Origin of the sequence: Dyella solisilvae (genome assembly GCF_003351225.1) — a bacterium.
In the GTDB taxonomy this organism is placed as follows: domain Bacteria; phylum Pseudomonadota; class Gammaproteobacteria; order Xanthomonadales; family Rhodanobacteraceae; genus Dyella; species Dyella solisilvae.
The window spans coordinates 249,291-271,552 of record NZ_QQSY01000003.1 but is presented as its reverse complement, the minus strand read 5'-3'; the positions used below and the strand labels follow the sequence as shown (position 1 = coordinate 271,552).

Here is a 22,262-nt window from a genome sequence, read left to right as displayed (position 1 = left end):
AGCAATGCCTTAGAGGCAGGCCACCGCGGCGTCGCGATAAGCCGAGTTGTATTCCTTCTTGGGATCCTGCGTCTCGTGCATGATCACCTGCGCGCCGGTGCCATCCTGGGTCACGATGAGCAGCATGTTGGCGCCGGCCTTGTTGGTGGCCGTCAGCGTGCTCTCCTGCTTGCCCTCCGATCCACCCACCTGGGCCGTCTCCGACCACTTGGCGCGCACGCACTGCAGATAGGTCGCCACGTCCTTGTTGGTGCGGCTGCTCATCTTGGGCGTGGTATCGCGCAAGCCATGAAGACCGCCGCAAGCCGTCAGCAGCACAGCAAAGGTGGCGATCGCAATTAGTTGCTTCATATCCGGGTTCCAGTCGACGATTCGCTGATTTAACCATGAAGCGCCGTCGTACGGAGATGCCCTCCCCGACGGGGCTGCTAAAAAAAGAAGGGCGGCCGAAGCCGCCCTTCCCATGGCCGATCGACGCGGCTTACTTCTTGGCGAACAGGTGCTCGACGCCGGCGCGCTCTTCGCGCAGTTCCTTGTTGGTGGCGTCCATGCGGGCGCGCGAGAAATCATTCACGTCCAAGCCCTGCACGATTTCGTACTTGCCGTTCTTCACGGTCACCGGGTAGCCGTAGATCACGCCCGGGGCGATGCCGTACGAACCGTCCGACGGGATGCCCATCGAAGCCCAGTCACCTTCCGCGGTGCCCATCGCCCAGGTGCGCATGTGGTCGACGGCGGCCGACGCGGCCGACGCGGCGGAGGAAGCGCCACGGGCCTTGATGATCGCCGCGCCGCGCTGCTGCACGGTCGGGATGAAGTCGCTCTCGTACCAGGCCTGGTCGACCAGCGACAGCGCCGGCTTGCCGCCCACGGTGGCGTGGTGCAGGTCCGGGTACTGGGTGGAGCTGTGGTTGCCCCAGATGGTCATCCTCTTGATGTCGGTGTTGTGCTTGCCGGTCTTCTCGGCGAGCTGCGACAGCGCACGGTTGTGGTCCAGGCGCACCATCGCGGTGAAGCACTTCGGATCCAGGTCCGGGGCGTTCTGCTGGGCGATCAGCGCATTGGTGTTGGCCGGGTTGCCGACCACCAGCACGCGCACGTCACGCTTGGCGTGATCGTTCAGCGCCTTGCCCTGCGGGCCGAAGATGGCGCCGTTGGCTTCGAGCAGGTCCTTGCGCTCCATGCCCGGGCCGCGCGGACGGGCGCCGACCAGCAGCGCGTAGTCGACGTCCTTGAAGGCGACGTTGAGGTCATCGGTGGCGACCACGCCGGCCAGCGTCGGGAACGCGCAGTCGTTGAGTTCCATCACCACGCCCTGCAGCGCGGGCAGCGCCGGGGTGATTTCCAGCAGATGCAGGATCACCGGCTGGTCCGGACCCAGCATGTCGCCCGCGGCGATGCGGAACAGCAGGGCGTAACCGATCTGGCCGGCAGCGCCGGTAACGGCAACACGAACGGGGGCTTTCATCGGGGCAACTCCTTCAACTTGGCTAGGACTTACAAATGACAAGGCCCACGTCACACGACGCGGGCCCCAAGACCATCAGGACAGTTCAGCGAAGAACGCCTGGATGCGTTCCAGCCCGGGCTGCAATTGTGCTGTCGGGCAGGTATAGGAAATGCGCATGGCGCGCGGCTCGCCGAAGGCTGAGCCAGGCACGCAGGCCACGCCCTTGGCTTCCAGCAGCGCGGCGCACAGATCGACATCGCTGTCGATGCGCACGCCGTTGTGGCTCTTGCCGAACGCCACGGAGATATCGGGGAACGCATAGAACGCGCCCTGCGGATAGGGGCACACCACGCCAGGGATCGCTCGCAACGCGTTCACCACGATGTCGCGTTTGCCGGCGAACTCCTTGCACTTCGCTTCGGGCACGTCCTGCGGGCCACCGAACGCAGCGACCGCCGCAGCCGTGATCACTTCCGGCACGCTGGTGATGTGGTTGGAATTGAGCGTGGTGATGGCCTTGGCCACGTTCTCGGGACCGGCGATGAGACCCACGCGCCAGCCCGGCATGCCATAGGTCTTGGACACCGAGTCGACGAAGATCAGGCGATCCTTCAGCTCCGGCTTCACGTGCACGAAGTTGTGGTAGCCGATGCCGTCGAAGACCATCGAGTTGTAAATGTCGTCGGTGACGATCCAGGTATCCGGATACTTCACCAGCACCTCGGCCAGCGCGGCGATTTCATCGCGCGTATAGACCATGCCCGTCGGGTTCGACGGGTTGTTGAACAGGAACACCTTCGGCTTGCGCGCCAGCGCGGCTTCGAGCTGCGCGGGCGCCAGCTTGTAGTTCTGCTCCGGGCCGCAATGCAGCACGTTGGCCTTCGCGCCCACGATGTCGGCGATGTCGCGATAGGTGGTCCAGTACGGCGCGGCGAAGGCGATTTCATCGCCTTCATCCATCAGCGCTTCGGCCAGGTTGTACAGCACCTGCTTGGCGCCGATGCCGATGGAAAGATTGAGGCGGCCATAACCGGTGAAGCCCAGTTTCCCGATGTGCGCGAGGAAGGCATCGAGCAGCGCGTCGGCGCCACGGTTGCTGCCGTACTGGCCGGTATCGTGCTGGAGCGCTTCGCGTGCGGCGGCGTAGACATGCTCGCCAGGGAGGAAATTGGGTACGCCGATCGAGAAGCTGATGATGTCGCGACCGGCAGCCTTGAGCTGCTTGGCCTTCTCGGCGATGACCATGATCGCGCTGGGCTTGGCGCGGCCGACACGCTGGGCGAGCTGGGGCATGACTTCCTCTTGATAGGGGACGAAGACAGCAAACCCGGCGATTTTAGCATGCGGCGGCGCGTCATCCGGTTATCCGATGGTCGGGTCTGTTCCGGGGGACCGGGAACCGACGGCCCGTCATGCCTGCGCCAACAGGGCAAGCAACGAGATGACGCGCGGCAAGCTGGCGTTTCGAAACGCCCTGACGAAGGCATCACGCCCGCACCACCAAAGGCAGGCGCATCATGGGCAGGCCGCCGGCGACCTCGCTTGGAGGCGGGTGTGGGGACGGGGGCAACGGGCACGCTGGAGGCAGCCCGGCAGGACAGTTCAGGAAACCTTACGAACACTCACCAAGGACACACGAATATGCACTGGCTATGGGTGATCATTGTCGGTCTGGTCGTAGGTATCATTGCCAAGGCGGTAACTCCTGGTAAGGAGGCGATGGGTTTCATCATCACCGCCATTCTCGGCATCGCCGGTTCCTTCATCTCCACCTTTATCGGCGAAAAGCTCGGCTGGTGGGGCGAAACCGGACTCGTGCACTTTCTCGGATCGATCGGCGGGGCTGTGATCCTGCTGGTGATTTATCACGCGTTGTTCCGGCGTGGCGCCACCTCGTGACGCCGATTGCCCCGACGGCGCCGTGCGCGCCGTCGGGGTCGCTTCGGCGGGCCGCCCTCAGGCGTTGCCGCCACCGCCGAACAGCTTGCCCGCCAGCGAGGCAAGCGACCCCAGATCGAAGCCGCCCTGCCCCTGTGCCGGCAATTGGCCATCCGGGGTGAGGTGATCCACCGCCTGCGGCAACACCTGCGAGAGCTGGCCCATCAGTTGGCCGGGATCCACGCCAAGCTTGCCTGCCGCTTCCTGCACCGCGGGGCCCAATCCACCATTCTGGAGGGCCTGTCCGAGCTGGTCGCCGGAGATCGCCTGGTTGGCGCCGGTACCGACCCATGACTGCACGGCGTCGCCGAGGCCGTGCTGCTGCAACATCGCCACCAGGCCCTGCACGCCGCCGGCCTTTTCAATCAGCTGGCCCGCCACCGAAATGAGGGTCGAACCTCCGGCCTGGTTGCCCTGGGCCGCGCCGAGCAGATCATTGAGGAAAGACATGACTACATCTCCTTGGGATGGGGAAGACGCACATCGTGTGTCGTGTGGAGCCCTTCGATTCTAGGCCGGCGGCCACGACACCACCGTGAATCCGGGGCAATAAAAAAGCCGCCGTTCGCGGGAACGGCGGCTTCTTCACGTCATGTCGACGAAACGGCTCAGCCGCGCTCGTCGAGCACCGCGTTCCACTCCTTCACGCGGTCGGCCTGGGCGGCCAGCAGCGCGTCGACATCGCCTTCGATGGTGAGCTTCTCGATCACGTCGCCCTGGCGGATGGCGTCGACCACGGCCTGGTCTTCCGGACCGACCACTTCGCCGAACACGCTGTGCTTGCCGTCCAGCCACGGCGTGGCGCCGTGGGTGATGAAGAACTGGCTGCCATTGGTGCGCGGACCGGCATTGGCCATCGACAGCACGCCCGGCTTGTCATGGCGCAGCGAGGCATCGAACTCGTCTTCGAATCGGTAACCCGGACCACCGCGGCCGCTGCCTTCCGGGCAACCGCCCTGGATCATGAAGTCGGCGATCACGCGATGGAACGCCAGGCCATCGTAGTAACCGCGACGGGCCAGGTTGACGAAGCTGGCGACGGTCACCGGGGTCTTGTCCGCATGCAGGCGCAGGTGGATCGGACCGCGGTTGGTGGTCATGGTGACGGTGATGCTCATCGGAAATCCTTGTTTTCAAAGGCAGGACGCCGCGGGCGGGCGTCCTGCGGGCCGGAAAGGATACCCCAGCTGGCGTGATCTGCAGGTCCCTCCCGTCACACCCACCTCAACCGGGGCCCGAGGTCCACGTCGGCGGCAGCGCCAGCGTGGCCGGAGTGAGGGCGCCCTCGCCCCTCGGCGTGGGCGCCGGTGTCGGAACCAGGGCCGGCCATGGCGCGCCTTCATAAAGATGTGCCCACAGTCGGTCCAGCGCGGCATAGCCATAGGGCAACAGCGGCACGTGCCGGTCGCCAAAGCCCGGCAAGGCAAGGAAGGCGTCGAAATGTTGTGCGTACGGCACCTTCCAATAAAGCGGATGGCCACCCTTGCTGCGCAGCCACTGCACGTAAGGCTCAGAGCTGAAGGCCGTGGGCAGCAGGCCGTCGGAAGCCCCGTGCACCACCCACAACGGCAGGCTGGCCCGCGGCGCCTTCACCGTGGTGGCGTCTATGCCGTCGCGTAGGGCCTGGGTGCTGGGATCGGTGTCATCCCACAGCGAGCGCAGGCACAGTGCCCCCGGCAAAGTCGGATCGGCCGAATGATCGGCGCCGCCAAACAGGCCGACGCCGTTGCCCGGCGGAATGCCGGAGGCATCGGACCACCAGGCTGCCCGCATCGCGGGATCGGCCGCGCCCGGCGCCCCACCCTTGCCGATCGCTGCGTAATGAAAGCCGCAGGGCATGTCGGCAGGCCCGCGGCGCATATAGGCGGAGGCGTAGGCCGCGGTGATGGCGCGCCATAGGTCCAGCGCCGTGGAGGAAGCCGCCGCTTCCAGGGCCTCGTCGGTCCAGCCGGCGCCGCGCAGGTGCTGATAGGCCTGGGCCGACTGGGCGCTGACCCGCGAGCCGCTGACCAGGCCGTGCTGATGCAACCGATGGCAGCGCTCCACCCATGCCGGTGGCGCTTCGCCCTTGGCGGTGCGCGCCATCGGCGTCTTGTCGAAGCGCGTGTCCATCAGCGCGCAGGGCAGCCAGATCGAGGCCTCGGTGGCGTAATCGAACAAGGCGCGCCCCTGCTCGGGCACACGCACGTTGGGTTCCAGCGCGACCACGCCGGACAACAGTCGATCTTCATCCAGCCCGGCCGCCTGCAGCACGGCGCCGCCGCCATTGGACAGGCCGGTGGCGATGATGCGCGTGTTCTCCGCAGTGAAAGGCGCCTGGTCAGGGAAGGATTGATTGAGCATGGCCAACCCGAACTGCGCCGCCTGCAACACGTGGCGGCCCCAATCGGCTTCGGGGTTGTCGCCGGAGTGCGCGTGCTTGACCGCGATGCCCTGGCGCGGCGTATCCGCCGACGGTTCAAACTCCAGCATGGCGCGGCCGCGCCTTGCGCGCGTGCCGTCGAGGGTCACGCCGCTGTCCTCCGCCAGGTCGAAGTAACCGGATCCGGCGCCCTTGTCGGTGTAGGCGACGGCGCAACCGCGCGGCAGCCCCCAGGCTCCGGCCAAGGCGATGGCGCCGTAAATGCCGCGCGACCCGGAGGATGCCGTCACCACCAGGCAACGTCGCGATTTGTCAAAAGCGTCCGGCACCTGCAGCAGCACGCGATGCGGCGCATGCGCGCCGGGCAGCCACGCAAACGCCTGGTACTCGCGGCCCGGCACATTCGGTACGGCGCCATAGACATGGCCAAAGCCACCCAGTGGTCCCAGGTCGGCAATGCCCTGCCAGCTCGTCTGGATCGCCCGCCGCCGCAACTCCTCCGCCGTCGGACTCAGCGGATGCGCGAACGGGGCCGGCGGCCCGGCCAGACCGGCCAGGCCCAGTCCGGCGCTGAGCAGGTCGTCGCCCCCGTGGTGCTCGGTGACGCGCACCCCGCCACGCACGAAGTCTGGGGTAGGCATGCCGGTCTCCTTGGTCGCGGGCACAGGCGCACAGGACGCCAGCACGGGCGCCAGCAGCAGCATCCATCGGCAAAGGTGGTAGCCCATCCCGTCCACCTTCCGCAGGCGAAGCATGCCCCCTGGAACGCGCCGGAGTAGAGCATAGGGGCGGTTTCCCCCAGGTGACGGCAGCCCGCTCCAAGGGCGCAAAGACGCTCGCTCGCCCGGGTTTGAGACCGGCGTGGCCTTGCTTCAGGCAATCTGTCACATAAGTACGTATAATCCTCCAGTTAACCCCTCTAAAACCTCACGCGACGGCCCTCGAGCCGCCCGAGTCGACCTCATGTCCATCGAAAATCTGCGCAATATCGCCATCGTCGCCCACGTCGACCATGGCAAGACCACGCTCGTCGATCAGCTGCTGAAACAGTCCGGCACGCTCAATGAGCGCACCGTGCTGGCCGAGCGCGTGATGGACAGCAACGACCAGGAAAAGGAGCGTGGCATCACGATCCTGGCCAAGAACACGGCCATCACCTGGACGGACAAGAAGACCGGCACCAAGAACCGCATCAACATCGTCGACACCCCAGGCCACGCCGACTTCGGCGGCGAGGTGGAGCGCGTGCTGTCGATGGTGGACACCGTGCTGATCCTGGTCGACGCGATGGACGGCCCGATGCCGCAGACGCGCTTCGTGACCCAGAAGGCGTTCGCCATGGGCTTCAAGCCCATCGTCGTGGTCAACAAGGTCGACCGTCCGGGTGCCCGTCCGGAATGGGTGGTCGAGCAGGTGTGGGATCTGTTCGAGAAGCTCGGCGCCACCGACGAGCAGATGGAATTCCCGATCGTCTACGCCTCGGCGCTGAACGGTTACGCCTCGCTGGACGAAAATGCCCGCGAAGGCGACATGACCCCGCTGTACGAAGCGATCATGCAGCACGCGCCGAAGCCGGACGTCGATCCGGAAGGCGGCTTCCAGATGCGCATCAGCCAGCTGGACCACAACAACTTCGTCGGCGTCATCGGCATCGGCCGCATCCAGCGCGGCACCCTGAAGAAGGGCATGCAGGTCGCCGTGATCGATCGCCATGGCAAGAAGCGCCAGGGCAAGATCGGCCAGGTGCTCGGCTTCCTCGGCCTCGAGCGCATCGAGCAGGAAACCGCCGAAGCCGGTGACATCGTCGCCATCTCGGGCATCCCCGAGCTGACCATTTCCGACACCGTCACCTCGCCAGACGTGCCGGAAGCGCTGCCGGCGCTGAGCGTCGACGAGCCGATGATCAGCATGACCTTCCAGGTCAACAACTCGCCGTTCGTCGGCAACAAGGATCTGTCGGGCGGCAAGTTCCTCACCAGCCGCCAGCTGCGTGAGCGCCTGGACCGCGAGAAGGTCCACAACGTGGCGCTGCGCGTGGAAGACGGTTCCGACGCCGACAAGTTCCTGGTCTCGGGCCGCGGCGAACTGCATCTGTCGGTGCTGATCGAAAACATGCGCCGCGAAGGCTACGAGCTGGCCGTGTCGCGTCCGGAAGTGATCATCAAGGAAATCGACGGCCAGAAGATGGAGCCGATCGAGCAGTTGGTGGTCGACATCGAAGAGCAGCACCAGGGCGGCGTGATGGAGCGCCTGGGCATCCGCAAGGGTGACCTGAAGAACATGGTGTCGGACGGCCAGGGCCGCGTGCGCCTTGAATACCTGATCCCGGCCCGTGGCCTGATCGGCTTCCAGAACCAGTTCAAGACTCTGACCCAGGGTTCGGGCCTGCTGTTCCACGTGTTCGACCACTACGGTCCGTACACGCCGGTCGCCATCGCCAAGCGCCCCAACGGCGTGATGATCGCCAACGCCGGTGGCACCACCCCGGCCTACTCGCTCGGGCCCCTGCAGGATCGCGGCAAGCTGTTCGCCGCGGAAGGTGACTCGGTGTACGAAGGCCAGCTGATCGGCATCCACGCCAAGGACAACGACCTCACCGTCAACGCCATCAAGCCCAAGCCGCTGACCAACATGCGCGCCTCGGGCAAGGACGATGCGATCCAGCTGACCCCGGCGACCAAGTTCTCGCTGGAGCAGGCGCTGGACTTCATCGACGACGACGAGCTGGTCGAAGTCACCCCGAAGGAGATCCGCATGCGCAAGAAGCACCTGACGGAAAACGATCGCAAGAAGGCCTCGCGCGCCGCGGGCTGATCGCTCCCAAGCAACGCACGAAGGGCCGCCGCAAGGCGGCCCTTCTGCATTGGGAGACGCCCTCCGCCTGCGATAAGGTGGCTACACCGATCTTCCGCTACGCCCTCGACTCGATGCGACTGAAGACCGTCCCGCTTGCTGTCTCCCTGCTGCTAGCCCCGTTCGCCGCCAATGCGGACGAGGCGGCGCTGTTCGTGCCGCAGTGGCTCGGCGCCCAGTACACCTTCGTCGACCAGCACCAGGACTCGCTGCATTCGCCCTACGAGGGCCCGATGAGCCTGCGCCCGCAGGGTGATACCGCGCGCTCGCACACCTTCGGCGCGTATTTCGGGGTGGCGCTGCCGGGCCACCTGCAGCTCTACACGGACGTGGAAATGTTCAAGGGCGAAGGCGTGTCCGGCGCCACCGGCCTCGGCGGCCTCACTAATGGCGACGTGATCCGCTCGGGCACCGTATCGCTGGGCAAGGATCCCTACCTGGCCCGGGCCTATCTGCGCTGGATGTTGCCGCTGGGCGATGAGACCACGGCGGTGGAGCGCGGGCAGGACCAGTTGCCCGGCCAGGAAGCCGACCAACGCGTCGAAGTGAAGGTCGGCAAGATGGCTGTGAACGACGACTTCGACAAGAACCGCTACGCCGGCAGCACGCGCACGCAGTTCATGAACTGGTCGCTGTTCAACAACACCGCCTGGGACTTCGCCGCCGACACGCGTGGCTACACCCTCGGCGCCATGCTGGCCTGGATCGAGAGCGGCTGGAGCCTGCGCTACGGCATCTATCGCATGCCGTACGAGGCCAATGGCCAGCGCCTGGTGAGCGCACTGAGCGACTCGCGGGGCCAGCAAGTGGAGCTGACCGTGCAACCCCGGCCCGACGGCTGGGCGCTGCGCTTCCTCGCTTTCAGCAACATCGCGCGCATGGGCATCTATCGCGACGCCATCGCCATCGCACTGGCGACCGGCGAACCACCCGACATCCGCGCCGACGACCAGCCCGGGCGGCACAAGTACGGCTTCGGACTCAACGGCGAACTGCCACTGGCGGACGATGGCGACACCGGCCTGTTCATGCGCGCCGGCTGGAACGATGGCCGCACCGAGTCCTTCGTATTCACCGAAGTGGACCGCACGCTCAGCGGCGGCTTCCAGCTCTCCGGCGTGCATTGGGGCCGCCCCACCGACCACGTCGCCGTGGCGCTGAACGTCAACGGCTTGTCCCCCGACCACCGCGAATACCTCGCGCTGGGTGGCAATGGCTTCGTGCTCGGCGATGGCGCCCTGAACTACGGCCGGGAGCAGATCCTCGAGGCGTACTACAGCTTCACCCCCATCGCGCACCTGACGCTCAGCCCGGACCTGCAGCTCATCCACAACCCCGGCTACAACCGCGACCGTGGTCCTGCCCGCTTTGTTGCTCTGCGCGCACACCTGGAGTTCTGACGTCTCGGTTCCGGCGCGCGACGAAGGGGCCGCAGCCGCATCGCTCCGTGGACTCTTCGCGATACGGCGCACGCCCCATCCAGGAAACCTCAGGCCGGCAGTTGCGCCCGTTCCAGCGCCGCTATCCGCCGCTCAAGCCGCGGACCGAGGTAACAATGCGAACCGCACGGCAGCAGGCCGGCCTCGCCGAACGCCTTCAGGTACCAGGACGGCGCGCGCGAGTGGAAGCCATCGAGGTCGCCATCCACCCCATCCTTGTTGGTGAACACCTCGAGGAAGGCCACGCCCTCCAGCATGTCGCTGATGCCGGCGAGGCCAGCACGGATTTCGGCGGGCTTGAGGTAATGCAGTACGTCCGTGCACACGATCAGGTCGAAGCGGTGATCGAAGCGCAGATATTCCAGTTGCCCGAACCGAGCCAGCCCGATATTGCGACGACGTCCGTAGCGCGCCACGGCGTACTCGCTGGCGTCCAGCCCCTGGTAATGGATGCCCGGCCGCAGCGCGCGCAGCGGCGCCCGCCACACCCCCTCGCCGCATCCCACGTCCAGCACGGTTCGCACCGGCCGCCCCAGGTAGTACTCGGCCTGCGCCACCACCATCGCCACCTTGCGCCGAAGCTCGGCAGGCGAACCCACGGAGTGGTCGGGATGGCGATACCACTTGTCGAAATAGGCTTCGTCGTAAACCTTGGGCACAGCGGATCTCCGGCAAACGTCCCATTTTAGGGCCTGCGCACGATGATCGCCGAGGGCGCCGGGAATCACCTGCCATGAACATGCCTTGGCCCAGCATAGGTCTGCAGGAACTGGGACCCGTCCACCATGCCCACGATCCGCATCCGCATGACCGGCAACCGCGACGACGCGGATACCCTACTTACGATCCTGCACGGCATCGACGGCATCGAGCACGTCGAAGAGCTGGACGATGAAACGCCCTTTCCGCGCGACGACGCCAGCTCCGGCGATCTGACCGAAGACAACAGCAGCGAGCTGTTCCTCATCGAGGTACGGGCGGCGGACCAGCTGCATGCCGCCGCAGTGCGCGCCGTGACCGAAGTCGAGGCTGGCCTGCTTGGAGCCGTCGTCGAATTCGTCGACGAGTTCTGACTCCGTTCGCCTCCGCATGGAGCGCCCGCCGGTCGCTCCCGGGCCGTATTCGTCGCCCGCGACCGCCGTATGAATCTGCGCCCAACGGACACGCCGCCGGCCCCGAAAACTCAGTAAGCCGGACGTCAACTACCGCGTTGACACTGCCGAGCCAACGCCGTCGTTCCACCTTGCCACCAGGAAACCCGACGCATGCGCGACACCCCGAAACCGCCTTCCGGCGGCATCCGCCCCCTGCTGGTGACCCTTGGCCTGCTGCTGGCGCTCGGCCCCGCCGGCGCCATGGCGCGGGATCCTCGCCCGCTTTCCCCGGATGACGTGGCCTGGCTGCGCCGCGATGGCTTCGAGCTCGACAGCACCACCGTTTCCCGGTATCGCGACCTGGGCCGATCGCGCTTCCTCGAGCTGCAGGTCGACGGCTACGAGGGCGATGACTTGCCCGCCCAGGTCACCGCGCTGATCAACACTTACGAGGTGGCCACCACCCCGATCGAGCAACTGCTCACCAACTTCCGGGACGAGCAGGAGAAGATCAAGAACATGCCGGACGGCGACGCCAAGAACGACGCCAAAAAGGCCCAGCAGCAACACGGCAACGACTTGCTGCAGCAGGCTCAGCAGATCGAAATGCTGCAGGCCATCTATGGCGAGAACCAGCTGAAAGAACAGATGGTGTGGTTCTGGCTGAACCATTTCAGCGTGTACGGCGCCAAGGGCCGCGTACGCTGGGTGGCCAACGACTATGTGCAGAACACCATCCGCCCCCACGCACTGGGCAAGTTCCGCGATCTGGTCATGGCCACGCTGCAAAGCCCGGCGATGATGGAGTTCCTGGACAACGCGCAGAATGCCAAGGACCACGTCAACGAGAACTACGCGCGCGAACTGATGGAGCTGCACACGTTGGGCGTGGGCTCGGGCTACACCCAGCAGGACGTGCAGCAACTGGCGCTGATCCTTACCGGCTCGGGCGTGGCGCCGCTGCGTGATCGCCCGGGCCTGCAGCGGCATCCGCGCTACGCCGCGATGTTCGTGCGCAAGGGCATGTTCGAATTCAACCCCATGCGCCACGACTACAGCGACAAGGTGCTGCTCGGCCAGAAGATCAAGGGCAGCGGCTTCGACGAAGTGACCCAGGCGGTCGATCTGATCACCCGCCAGCCAGCCTGTGGGCAGTTCATCTCCAGGAAGCTGGCCGAGTACTTCGTGGCCGACGAGCCGCCGCCGGAGTTGGTGGCCAGGATGGCCAAGACCTTCCAGCGCACCGATGGCGACATTGCCGAAGTGCTGCGCACCATGCTCGACTCCAGGGAACTGGCCGAGAGCTACGGCAAGAAATTCAAGGACCCGATGCAGTTCGTGGTGTCCTCGGTGCGCATGGCCTACGGAGACAAGGCCATCGCCAATGGCAAGCCGCTGCTCAACTGGCTCAACCAGCTGGGTGAACCGGTGTTTGGCCGACTGACGCCCGATGGCTGGCCGCTGGACGGCAGCGGCTGGTCCAGCTCCGGGCAGATGGCCAAACGCTTCGAGATCGCCAACGCGATCGGCACCGGCAACAATCGCCTGCTGACGCCCGAGGGCACGCCCAAGATCGGCGGCGACTTCCCGATGCTCACCACGCGGCTGTACTACGACACCTTTGACCCACGCCTGACCCCGTCCACGCGTGACGCGCTGGCCAAGGCCACCTCCCAGCAGGAATGGAACACCTTCCTGCTCTCCTCACCCGACTTCAACTATCGCTGAGGCCGACCGCCATGAATCGCCGCGAATTCCTGCTCGCCGCCGCTGCCGCCGTCGCCGCACCCGCCCTCACCTTTTCCGGCAGGCTGTTCGCCGCCCCTGCCAACAGCCCGCGCTTCCTGCTGGTGTTCCTGCGTGGCGGCTACGACTGCAACAACCTGCTAATTCCGTACAGCAGCGACTTCTACTACGAGTCGCGCCCCACCCTGTCGATCGCCCGGCCCGATCCCTACAACCAGAACAGTGCACTCGGCCTGGATGCCGAATGGGGCCTCAATCCGGTGTTGCGCGAGTCGCTCTACCCGCTATGGCAGAAGCGCCAGCTGGCCTTCGTGCCGTTTGCCGGCACCGACGACCTCTCGCGCAGCCATTTCGAAACGCAGGACAACATCGAATCGGGCGAACCGAGCAGCGCGCGCAGCGACTACCGCTCCGGCTTCCTTGCGCGCCTGTCCGGGCAGATGACCAATGTGCCGTCGATCGCCTTCACCGACGCCCTACCCCTGACCTTCCAGGGCGCCAACCACGACATCCCCAACATCTCCCTGCGCGGCAACTCCAAGCCGGTGTTCGACGATCGCCAGGCCGGCATTCTTGCGGGCATGTACCGCGACACCTCACTCGCCTCGGCCGCCGCCGATGGCCTGGAACTGCGCCAGACCGTCTCGAAGGAATTGCAGGACGAGATGATGAAAGCCAATCGCGGCGCAGCCAACGCCAAGAACTTCGCTGACGAAACGCATCGCATCGCCACCATGATGCGCGACCAGTTCCGGCTCGGCTTCGTTGATGTCGGCGGCTGGGACACCCACGTCAACCAGGGCAGCACGACCGGCGGGCTGGCCAATAACCTGACCAACCTCGGCAAGGGCCTGGCGGCCTACGCCGACGCGCTCGGCGACGAGTGGAACAACACCGTGGTGGTGGTCGTTTCGGAATTCGGCCGCACCTTCCGTGAGAACGGCAACAAGGGCACCGACCATGGGCACGGCACGGTCTATTGGGTGCTGGGCGGCAAGGTCAACGGCGGCCGCATCGCCGGCTCGCAGGTGGCGGTGAATGCCCAAAGCCTGCTGCAGAACCGCGACTATCCTGTGCTCACCAACTACCGCGACATGCTCGGCAGTCTGATGGGGCGCATGTGGGGGCTGTCCAACAGCCAGCTGCAGACGGTATTCCCGGGCTCCAAGCCGCGAGACCTCCAACTCGTGTGACCCACCGAATCACCTCTCCGTGCGCAACAAGCCAGCGGAGAGGTGATGACGGCTTACCCACGATCGTTCACGCAGCCCGCTCAACCGAAGGCACCAGCAAGCCCTTGGCGATATGGCCATGCAACTTGCCCAGACCGCGCACCAGGTGCAGCGTGGCGAACAGCAGGATGATGCCGATCACGCAGAGCACGATGCCATCGCCAAGCGTCGGCACGTGCGGCCCCATGCCCCAGTTGATGGTGATCTGGTCGTTGGTAAACCAGCCGAAGGCGTCGTACCGACCGAGCAGATAGGCGACCGGCGAGGCAATGAAGGCCAGCGATACCGCCATCAGGGTCACCGTCAGCGTGAAATACAGGATGCCCAGCGGCAACATCAGGACCATGTAGAACAGCGTGGTCCAGGTGCGTCCGTCGGTGAAGATGGCGCCGATGCGCTGCCACAGCGTCTGCCCATGGCGCACCGGATACGGCGGCCGGCGCGGCATGCGCACGCCCAGCATGGTTTCCACAATACGGCCTTCCAGCAGCGACAGAGCGCGGACCGTACCGAGGAACAGCACGATGAAGGGGATGCCGATGATCAGCACGGACAAACCCATCGACAGCGACACACCGGTCACCGCCCACACGAAATAGAAGATGCCGGTGGCCAGCGCGAGCACCATGTAGAACATGGCGCCCCAGGTGCGCGAATCGGCGGCCACGCCAAAGAAGCGGCCGAAGATGGAGCGACGCTTGGGCGCCGGCGGCGGACGCAGCGCGCGCTGGATCTTGATCTCCTGGTCGCGGTAGATGTCCGCCACTTCGTCCGGCGCGCCATAGGTGCCCACCACATGAGCGAGCATGTCCGCCTCGCTGCGTTGCGGGTTTTCCGCCAGTTCCGAGCGCAGATGTTCCTCGGCGTCGTACAAGGCATCCTGGATCAGCGCCGGATCCGCCCCGCGCAAGGCTGCGCGCAGCTGTTCGAGATACTCGGCGATCGTGCGTGGCATGTTCATTACACCCCTCCTTGCAGAACGGCGTCGACGGAGTCGCGCGTGGCGTTCCAGGCATCCACCCAGTTTCGCAACACCTCGCGCCCCGGTTTCGTGATGCGGTAATAGCGTCGCGGCGGCCCGCTGATGGATGGCTCCACCTCGCTCGCCAGCAACCCCGCCCCCTCCAGGTTACGCAGCACGGGATACAGCGCGCTCTGCTTGCCCGCCAGCACGCCCTCACCCACCTCTTCCAGCCGCTTGGCGATCTGGTAGCCATACATCGGCTGCCGCGACTGCCCGAGCACGGCCAGCAGCACCAGCGACACGGTGCCCGCCGACAGCTCCTTCTGGAATTTCTTCAGATGGCCGGTGTTGTCTTCCACAACCCACCCGCACTGCTACTTACCTTGGAGTAAAGCATAGTGTTCAGTTAACACTAGTGCATGGGCCTGAAGTCATGGCCCAGGCGTCGATTTGGATGGTCACGCGCAGCGCTCAGCCAGCCCAAAGTCGGCTGAGCGCTTGAGAGATTCACCATACCCCTGGGGTCCAGCAGACGGCGGCCGTCCAGGACCCTTCATCCCCATGGCAGATGAGAAGTCGACGGGCCGCCCTTCCGCTGGTGCGAAGCCCTTTACCAGCGCTGGTGAACGTGAGGCGCAATATGCCGCCGATAGATTTCACGCACGCTCTGCATAACCTCATCAGAGAGAGGCGCGAGGCTCGCCGCACAGGCGTTTGACGCTGCCTGCACCGCGTTCTTGCTGCCCGGAATGACGACGGAGACGGCGTCCTCCATCAAAATCCAGCGAAGCGCGAGTTGCGCCATGGAAGCGTCCACCGGCACGAGGCCGCGCAGCTCGTCGACGGCTTTCAGGGCGACGTCATAAGGCACGCCGGAGAACGTCTCGCCGACGTCAAAGGCCTCACCATGGCGATTGAACGCGCGATGGTCGTCTGACGCGAATACCGAATCAGCGGACATCTTTCCTGTCAGCATGCCGCTCGCCAGCGGTACCCGCGCAATGACCGCCACGTTCTTCTCGCGCGCCTGCCTGAAGAACAGCTCCGCTGGGCGTTGGCGGAACATGTTGTAGATAATCTGCACCGAAACCACGTTGGGATACTCGATCGCCTTCAGTGCTTCCTCGACCTTTTCGACAGACACGCCGTAGAAGCGGACCTTGCCGGCAGCGACGAATTCGTCCATCGCATCGAACACCTCGGGGCGGTAATAAACTTCCGTCGGCGGGCAATGCAGCTGGACAAGGTCGAGCACATCGACGCCCAGGTTGGAAAGGCTCCTGTCGATGAAACCGGCGAGCTCACGCTTGCTCGCATAGCCGCTGGTCACATGCGGATCGAGCCGGCGTCCGAGCTTGGTCGCCACAACAGGCCGCTCACCGCCACGTTGGCGCAATACGTCCCTGATGATCCGCTCCGACCGACCGTCGCCATAGACGTCCGCCGTGTCAATGAAAGTGACGCCACTGTCGAGCGCGGCGTTCAGTGCGGCCTTGGCGTCGTCTTCAGCGACGCTGCCCCAGGCGCCGCCGATGGCCCAGGCCCCGAAACCGACTTCCGACACGTTCCAGCCGGTCCGCCCAAATTTCCTCTTCGAAAGCGTCATTCTTGTGTTGGTCCTGTGCTCTTCGTACTACGTCGTTGGTTTTTATATGGGTGACAACTCAACGGAATTCCGGCTCGCCCCGCGCATCTTGCTGAAGCGCCGCGCCGAGCCGTCGCTGCCTGGCTGCACCACCAGCGACGCTGGACGCGGATCTCCGCCCCAGGTCGAAAGGGTGCGCAGTGGCTAGCGCGCTGACCGACATATTATGACCCGAGCATGCCCTGACCGCTTAAGCCTCGCGCGCGGACGCAACAACGCTGCAAGTGAGAGCGCGCTAAGCACGCCGGCCCGCAGTGACCTGCGAGGCATAGTCAACGGAGAGCAACCACGTCTGCCCGTGTCCGAGAACAGAGGGGCTTGGTCCTAGCGTCGCACCGTATAAGTGGGACGTTGACGATCCCACACTTCACCGGCTTCGACGGTCACACGACGAACCGGGTCGCTGAGGCGCATCTGCTGTGCCTCGTTGTCGGCCGCTCGCCACACCGGATAACGGCCGACCTCGACTGGCAGGTAGCCCTTCCATAGAACGACCACCCAGGAACCTTCGGTCATCGTGGTCGTTGTGTTTTGATTCCTGCTCATGGTCTCTGGACCCGAGCTTTCGCTGCCGGCGGTAGTGCGAGTATCACGTGCAAAAGGCGACGCCTGCGTGACGGGAGAGACTCATGCACTGAACACATGACGCTTGTTACTTCGCGATTCAGCGCGCCATTCGGCATGGACGGTAGAGAACACTCTTTATCCGTAACCCAAGCATGACGCACGCACCACAGAGGCGGAGCCTCCGCCCCTACTGACCACCAATGCCATAGTGAGCCTGTATGTCGAACATCTTGACGCGAAGCCATTCGTAATCTTCGATCGCGACGTTCTCGAAAGCGTCGTCGGCCACGTCAGCGAAGGCCATGGCAAGGTCGACCTCATCGGCTCCCTTCTCCGTCCAATGCGGAATGGACGCCTCCAGGTCGTTGATGATGAGCTGCAACTCACTGCGCGTTTTCATCGAGTCACCTCACAGTCGGCGCCATTCGTACGTTGAGAAGGAGCAGCGACCCGGGTGGCCATGCGGGCGCAAGCTCATTCCATGATGTGCCGCCCACAGTTCGACCTTGCCTTGTGCAGCCGCCAATGAGCCGCACTCAAACGTGCAGCCCTGCCTAGAGCTGATGTTGGGATACCAGATCACTACCCATCGGTCGCCCTGCTGGAGAACAGTGGCGAACCGGTCCGAGACGTGCGGTTCGACCAGCCTGGCCAGGTAGTTGTTTGTGGGCAACCCATCCATGGTGAGACGCTCCCACTCGATGACGAGTTGCGCGTCCATCACCCGACCGTACGCCGCACCTCTCTAACCTATCGTGAAGCACGTGTAGTCCACTGGCCGCTGTTGGCACGGGAAGTTCGATCTGCCTGACTTGGAGATGTCCGTTTTGTTTCTGTATCGGAAATAACGCATCGGGCTTCATTTGGAGAAAAGCGCCGAACCTTCAAGGCCGGCGCCTTCGAACCGACACGCTCTGCATTGATGATGAAGGCGATGGCATCCGATCTCGTCACGCGACAGCGCTGCTCGCATCCATGAATGCCCGCAACAGCGCTTCGCGATTGCCGCCAATTAGCCGGCCACCGTTACCCGCTTTCCATCAGGCCTGCCCCGACTGGCGCGAAAGCCACCAGCCGTTGATCGCGGCCAGGGCCATGGGAATGGCGCCGAAGATGATCATCACCAGGTCCCCCGGCATGCGCAGCCATTCGATGAGGCGGGAACGGGACGCGTTGACGTAGTCAAAGCCACGCGCATGCCAATAGCCGTTCACCATCACATCCCACACCTGCAGCACACCGCTGGGGAAAAGGCTCATCACCAGCATCATCGCCAGACCGATGTTGACGCCCCAGAACCCGACCTTGATGTACTTCTCCACGGCGGGCCAATGCTTGTCGTCGGTGGTCTGCCTCAGCACGAACACCAGCAGGGCCAGCGCCAGCATGCCGAATACTCCCAACATGGCGGCATGACCGTGGTTGGGCGTGAGCTGGGTCCCTACCTCGTAATAGCTGACGATCGGAAGGTTGATGAGGAAGCCGAACACGCCCGCGCCAACGAAGTTCCAGAAGCCCACCGCCATGAGGAAGAAGAACGTCCATTTGTGCGGTATCTGGACAACCCCGCCGCGATCGTCACGCTGCCCCTGCGTGGTGCGTACAAAGTCCCACGCATCGAGCGTCAACAGGGTCAACGGCACCACTTCGAGGGTGGAGAACATGGCGGACAAGGCCATGTTGAACTGTGTTTGCCCGCTGAAGTACCAGTGGTGGCCAGTGCCGATCAGGCCGCCAAGGAAGTAAAGGATGGCGTCGAGATAGATCACCCGCATGGCCGTGGTCAGGCGCGTCAGGCCGAGCTGGTAGAACACGACGGCCACCACCGTGGTGGCGAAGAACTCGAAGAAGCCCTCGACCCACAAATGGATGATCCAGAAGCGCCAGGTATCGACCACGGTCCAGTTGGTCTTGGCGCCGAAGAAGAGCGCAGGAATGTAGAAGACCGGGATCGACAACGCAGCCAGCAGGAAGACGCGCGCAAGCGGGCGGGCCTCTGTCTGGACCACGTCGCGTGGCCGGGCAAGAAACCAGAGCAGCGCAAACCAGCCGAGCAGGCCCACCACCAGCAGGTACTGCCAGATGCGTCCCAGCTCGAGGTACTCCCAACCCTGATTGCCCAACCAGAACCAAAGGTCGCCCAGTCGCTGTGCGATGCCTGCCCATTCACCGAGCAGGCTGCCGAAGATGACGATGGCGAAGGCCACGAACAAAAGGTTTATCGCCATCGCCAGCCATTGGGGTTCGTTGCCGCGCAGCGATCGTGCGAGGAACAGGGCAGCCGCAACATAGGAAGTCGCGATCCAGAAGATCGCCGTCTGCAGGTGCCAGGTGCGCAGCAAGTTGCTGGGAAAAATGCGCTCCAGCTCGAAGCCGTAGAACGTACCCGGGTCTGCGCGGAAGTGCGCCACTGCGCCACCGATCAGTGTCTGCGCGAGGAACAGGACGGCGACCACGACGAAGAACTTTGCCAGCGCGCGCTGACCCCGGCTCGCCTGCCCGGGAATCACTCTTGGCAAGGCACGATGCCCGCTGCTCACCCAGCCGAGGTAGTCGAATTTGCCGAAGGCGAGCAGCACCGCGGCAATGCCGCCCAGCAGCATCACCAGGCTCAACGCGCTCCACAGCAGCGCGCCACTCGGCGCGACGTTGCCCACCGCCGGATCGAACGGGAAGTTGTTGGTGTAGGAATAGGGATGGCCAGGCCGATTGGCCACCGAGACCCACGCCGCCCAGCTGACGAAGGCGCTGAAGTCGTGCAGTTCCTTCGGATCGGTGATGAGTCCGCGCGTGAGCCCCGCATTGCGCGTGGGCTCCTGGAAGTACTGCGCCCAGTAGGCAGCCTCCTGCTTGAAGGCCGCCACTTCGGGCTCGGTGAGTGAAAGGCGGTCGCTGCCCGCGTCATAGCGGTTGATCTTCAGGATCACCGCCGCCTGGCTCCGGACCGAGGCCTGCTGCATGGGATCCAGCGTGGCCCACGCTTGCCCATATTGCCGTTGGGCGAGTTGCTCTTCGGTCGCCACTCCCATCCGATGCAGCGCCTCGGCGGCGAAGTCAGGCCCCAGGTAAGCGCCGTGCCCCCAGATGCTGCCGTTGTCCATCAGCCCGTATTTCAGGAACACGGCCTGGCCGGCGCCGACATCGTCGCTGGTGTACAGGACAGCGCCGTCCGGGCCCAGCACCTGCGAGGGGATGGGCGGCGCATGGCGATAGGCCAGCCCGGTGATGCCGATGAGCATGGCGAATCCGAACACCATCACCAGCAGCACGGATCGCAGCCACCAGGGCGAAAGGCGATCTTCATCCACGCGCATTCCAACGACAGCCTCGTTCATGACTACGAGCTCCCTTTGGTTTCCCCGGAATTGCGCCGAATGGCGGAAGAGCCAGCGCGCTCGGCGACTGAAAGTCTATGCCGCAAGCTGCGTGAAAGCCGCGCGATGACCTGGCCGTAGCAGGCCCCGGGGATCTCGGGGACTGTCACTGATCGCCCAGCGAGGGGGCGGCAGTGTCAGCCATGGACGCACCCAGACATCCTGCGCCTAGCTAGCAGGACAAAAGCCGTTGCAACGCTTCAAAGGTCCGATCCATGTCCTCGGTGGTCGTACGCCAGTTACAGATGGCCACGCGCAACATCGGCTCACCATGCAGTACCGACGGCGTCACGTACGCGGAGCCGTCGCGATGCAGTGCCTTCTGCAGCAGAGCGACGGCCGCGGCATCCGCCCCGACTGGCGCAAAACAAACCACGTTCAGGCGTACAGGCGCCACCAGTTTGAAGCGGCCATCACCCGCAATGAGGGCGCCCAGGTGACGCGCGGCGGCGCAGTTGCGCTCCACCACTTCGGCGTAGCCCTCGCGACCGTAGGCGAGCAGCCCCATCCACAGAGGAAGTGCGCGGAAGCGTCGTGAATTCTCAGGCGCCAGATGCAGGAAGTTGTCCGGTGTCGGTTCCGGGGCCGGCAGATAGTCGGAGTGGTTCTTGAAGACTTCGATCTGGAGCGGCAGGTGCGAAGTGAAGGCCACCGCGCAGTCATAGGGCACGTTCAGCCATTTGTGGGCGTCAACGGTGACGGAGTCCGCCGCTTCGATGCCCGCCATCAAACCGCGCCGACCTGGTGAGGCTGCCGCCACCCCGCCGAATGCCGCATCGACGTGCAGCCAAAAGGGGTAGCGCTGTTTGAGCTCGGCGATGGCGGCGATGTCGTCGAAGTCCACCGTATTCACGGTGCCTGCGCTTGCGACCACGATGCTTGGCTGATCGCCACGTTCACGCAGTGCCTGCTCCAACGCCGCCACGTCGCAAGCCTCACGGCCGCGCAGCTGCGGCATCGCTTGAATCGCATTTCGCCCCATGCCCGCCATGCTCAGCGCCTTCAGCGTGCTTGAGTGCGCGCTGGCGGAGAACACTGGCGTCCGCGGCAAGCCATGCAAACCATTCGTTGCCACGTCCACGCCGAATTGATGCCCGACCCATTGCCGCGCCAAGGCCATGCCCACGTAGTTCGCCATGGTCGCGCCGGTGACGCAAACACCCGTCCATGACGAGGGCCAGCCAAGCAGCTGCTTGAGCATGTCCAGCGCCTGCAGCTCAACCGCAGATGCGCACGTATCACCGTTCTTCTGCGCGTTCTGGTCATAAACGCTCACCAGCCAGTCGGCCGCCACCGAGGCCGGCGTGCCACCGCCCGTCACGAAGCCGAAGTAGCGCGGCCCCGGGCTGCCGGAGAGCAACGCCGAGTAATTCTCCTCAAACCGTCGCAAGGCTGCCTGGGCGCCCTCCCCTTGTTCCGGCAAGGCGGGACATGTCGGCAGGCTCGGCGGAAGGTTCGCCGCCGCCGGGCGCTCATCCAGCGATGCCAGGTAGTTGCCCGCCATGGCGCGTGCTTGATCAAGAATTTCGTCGAACGAAGCGAGATCTTCCTTTAGACGGTCGTACATGGAACCCCTCGATGCTGTATCTGGCAGGCGC

19 protein-coding genes and 1 pseudogene are annotated in these 22,262 nt (G+C 64.7%); 6 read left to right on the top strand and 14 right to left on the bottom strand.

Features of this window, described 5'->3' with window-relative positions; genetic code table 11:
* Positions 1-9: 9 nt before the first annotated feature.
* The 3 genes from DVT68_RS13390 to DVT68_RS13380 all read right to left on the bottom strand — a co-directional run bounded on the left by DVT68_RS13390 (position 10) and on the right by DVT68_RS13380 (position 2,743).
* A complete protein-coding gene (locus tag DVT68_RS13390) occupies positions 10-351 on the bottom strand; it encodes a hypothetical protein (protein WP_114825591.1) in 342 nt (113 codons plus the stop codon).
* Between the two features lie 130 nt (positions 352-481).
* Positions 482-1,468 carry a malate dehydrogenase gene (locus DVT68_RS13385; RefSeq protein ID WP_114825590.1) on the bottom strand — a complete coding sequence of 329 codons (987 nt, stop codon included), beginning with the start codon at positions 1,466-1,468 and terminating at the stop codon, positions 482-484.
* A 75-nt stretch (positions 1,469-1,543) separates the two neighbouring features.
* A complete protein-coding gene (locus DVT68_RS13380) occupies positions 1,544-2,743 on the bottom strand; it encodes a pyridoxal phosphate-dependent aminotransferase (RefSeq protein ID WP_114825589.1) in 1,200 nt (399 codons plus the stop codon).
* A gap of 348 nt (positions 2,744-3,091) precedes the next feature.
* Here DVT68_RS13380 and DVT68_RS13375 point away from each other — a divergent pair, with 348 nt between their 5' ends.
* Positions 3,092-3,349: a GlsB/YeaQ/YmgE family stress response membrane protein gene (locus DVT68_RS13375; protein WP_114825588.1), complete on the top strand. Its 258-nt coding sequence runs from the start codon at positions 3,092-3,094 to the stop codon at positions 3,347-3,349.
* Between the two features lie 57 nt (positions 3,350-3,406).
* Here the strand turns inward: DVT68_RS13375 and DVT68_RS13370 are convergent.
* The 3 genes and pseudogenes from DVT68_RS13370 to DVT68_RS13360 form a co-directional block, all read right to left on the bottom strand.
* A pseudogene (locus DVT68_RS13370) lies at positions 3,407-3,859 on the bottom strand (YidB family protein); the annotation flags it as partial.
* A gap of 137 nt (positions 3,860-3,996) precedes the next feature.
* A complete protein-coding gene (locus tag DVT68_RS13365) occupies positions 3,997-4,506 on the bottom strand; it encodes a peptidylprolyl isomerase (RefSeq protein WP_114825586.1) in 510 nt (169 codons plus the stop codon).
* Positions 4,507-4,612: 106 nt separating this feature from the next.
* Positions 4,613-6,391 (bottom strand): 3-hydroxybutyrate oligomer hydrolase family protein, encoded by a 1,779-nt coding sequence (locus DVT68_RS13360; RefSeq protein ID WP_233523464.1) that lies wholly within the window; start codon positions 6,389-6,391, stop codon positions 4,613-4,615.
* Positions 6,392-6,713: 322 nt separating this feature from the next.
* Between DVT68_RS13360 and typA the strand changes: the two genes are divergently transcribed.
* Together typA and DVT68_RS13350 are read left to right on the top strand one after the other, a co-directional pair.
* A complete protein-coding gene (gene typA / locus DVT68_RS13355) occupies positions 6,714-8,564 on the top strand; it encodes a translational GTPase TypA (RefSeq protein ID WP_114825584.1) in 1,851 nt (616 codons plus the stop codon).
* A 77-nt stretch (positions 8,565-8,641) separates the two neighbouring features.
* Positions 8,642-10,003: a carbohydrate porin gene (locus DVT68_RS13350; RefSeq protein ID WP_233523463.1), complete on the top strand. Its 1,362-nt coding sequence runs from the start codon at positions 8,642-8,644 to the stop codon at positions 10,001-10,003.
* A gap of 89 nt (positions 10,004-10,092) precedes the next feature.
* Here DVT68_RS13350 and DVT68_RS13345 read toward each other — a convergent pair whose 3' ends face one another.
* Entirely contained in the window at positions 10,093-10,701 is a 609-nt protein-coding gene (locus DVT68_RS13345) for a class I SAM-dependent DNA methyltransferase (protein ID WP_114825582.1), read from the bottom strand.
* Positions 10,702-10,827: 126 nt separating this feature from the next.
* Between DVT68_RS13345 and DVT68_RS13340 the strand changes: the two genes are divergently transcribed.
* From DVT68_RS13340 to DVT68_RS13330, 3 genes are all read left to right on the top strand, one after another.
* Positions 10,828-11,115 (top strand): hypothetical protein, encoded by a 288-nt coding sequence (locus tag DVT68_RS13340; RefSeq protein WP_114825581.1) that lies wholly within the window; start codon positions 10,828-10,830, stop codon positions 11,113-11,115.
* A gap of 192 nt (positions 11,116-11,307) precedes the next feature.
* The gene (locus tag DVT68_RS13335; RefSeq protein ID WP_114825580.1) at positions 11,308-12,864 is read left to right on the top strand and encodes a DUF1800 domain-containing protein; all 1,557 of its coding nucleotides are present in this window, start codon (positions 11,308-11,310) and stop codon (positions 12,862-12,864) included.
* 11 nt (positions 12,865-12,875) lie between these two features.
* The gene (locus tag DVT68_RS13330) at positions 12,876-14,075 is read left to right on the top strand and encodes a DUF1501 domain-containing protein (protein WP_114825579.1); all 1,200 of its coding nucleotides are present in this window, start codon (positions 12,876-12,878) and stop codon (positions 14,073-14,075) included.
* Positions 14,076-14,142: 67 nt separating this feature from the next.
* On the opposite strand, the gene DVT68_RS13325 is transcribed toward DVT68_RS13330, so the two are convergent.
* The 7 genes from DVT68_RS13325 to DVT68_RS13290 form a co-directional block, all read right to left on the bottom strand.
* Complete coding sequence (locus DVT68_RS13325; protein WP_114825578.1) at positions 14,143-15,075, bottom strand: sensor domain-containing protein; 933 nt, start codon at positions 15,073-15,075, stop codon at positions 14,143-14,145.
* Entirely contained in the window at positions 15,075-15,437 is a 363-nt protein-coding gene (locus tag DVT68_RS13320) for a PadR family transcriptional regulator (protein WP_114825577.1), read from the bottom strand. The genes DVT68_RS13325 and DVT68_RS13320 overlap by 1 nt, the downstream gene beginning before the upstream one ends.
* Before the next feature lie 251 nt (positions 15,438-15,688).
* On the bottom strand, positions 15,689-16,684 hold the full coding sequence (locus DVT68_RS13315) for an aldo/keto reductase (protein ID WP_114825576.1): 996 nt from the start codon (positions 16,682-16,684) through the stop codon (positions 15,689-15,691).
* 363 nt (positions 16,685-17,047) lie between these two features.
* A complete protein-coding gene (locus DVT68_RS13310; protein ID WP_147281732.1) occupies positions 17,048-17,269 on the bottom strand; it encodes a hypothetical protein in 222 nt (73 codons plus the stop codon).
* A gap of 208 nt (positions 17,270-17,477) precedes the next feature.
* Positions 17,478-17,690 carry a hypothetical protein gene (locus DVT68_RS13305; RefSeq protein WP_114825574.1) on the bottom strand — a complete coding sequence of 71 codons (213 nt, stop codon included), beginning with the start codon at positions 17,688-17,690 and terminating at the stop codon, positions 17,478-17,480.
* 640 nt (positions 17,691-18,330) lie between these two features.
* Positions 18,331-20,625, bottom strand: coding sequence for a nitric-oxide reductase large subunit (locus DVT68_RS13295; RefSeq protein ID WP_114825572.1), 2,295 nt, complete (start codon positions 20,623-20,625; stop codon positions 18,331-18,333).
* Between the two features lie 211 nt (positions 20,626-20,836).
* Positions 20,837-22,231, bottom strand: a complete 1,395-nt coding sequence (locus DVT68_RS13290; RefSeq protein WP_114825571.1) for a pyridoxal phosphate-dependent decarboxylase family protein — start codon at positions 22,229-22,231, stop codon at positions 20,837-20,839.
* Between the last annotated feature and the right edge of the window lie 31 nt (positions 22,232-22,262).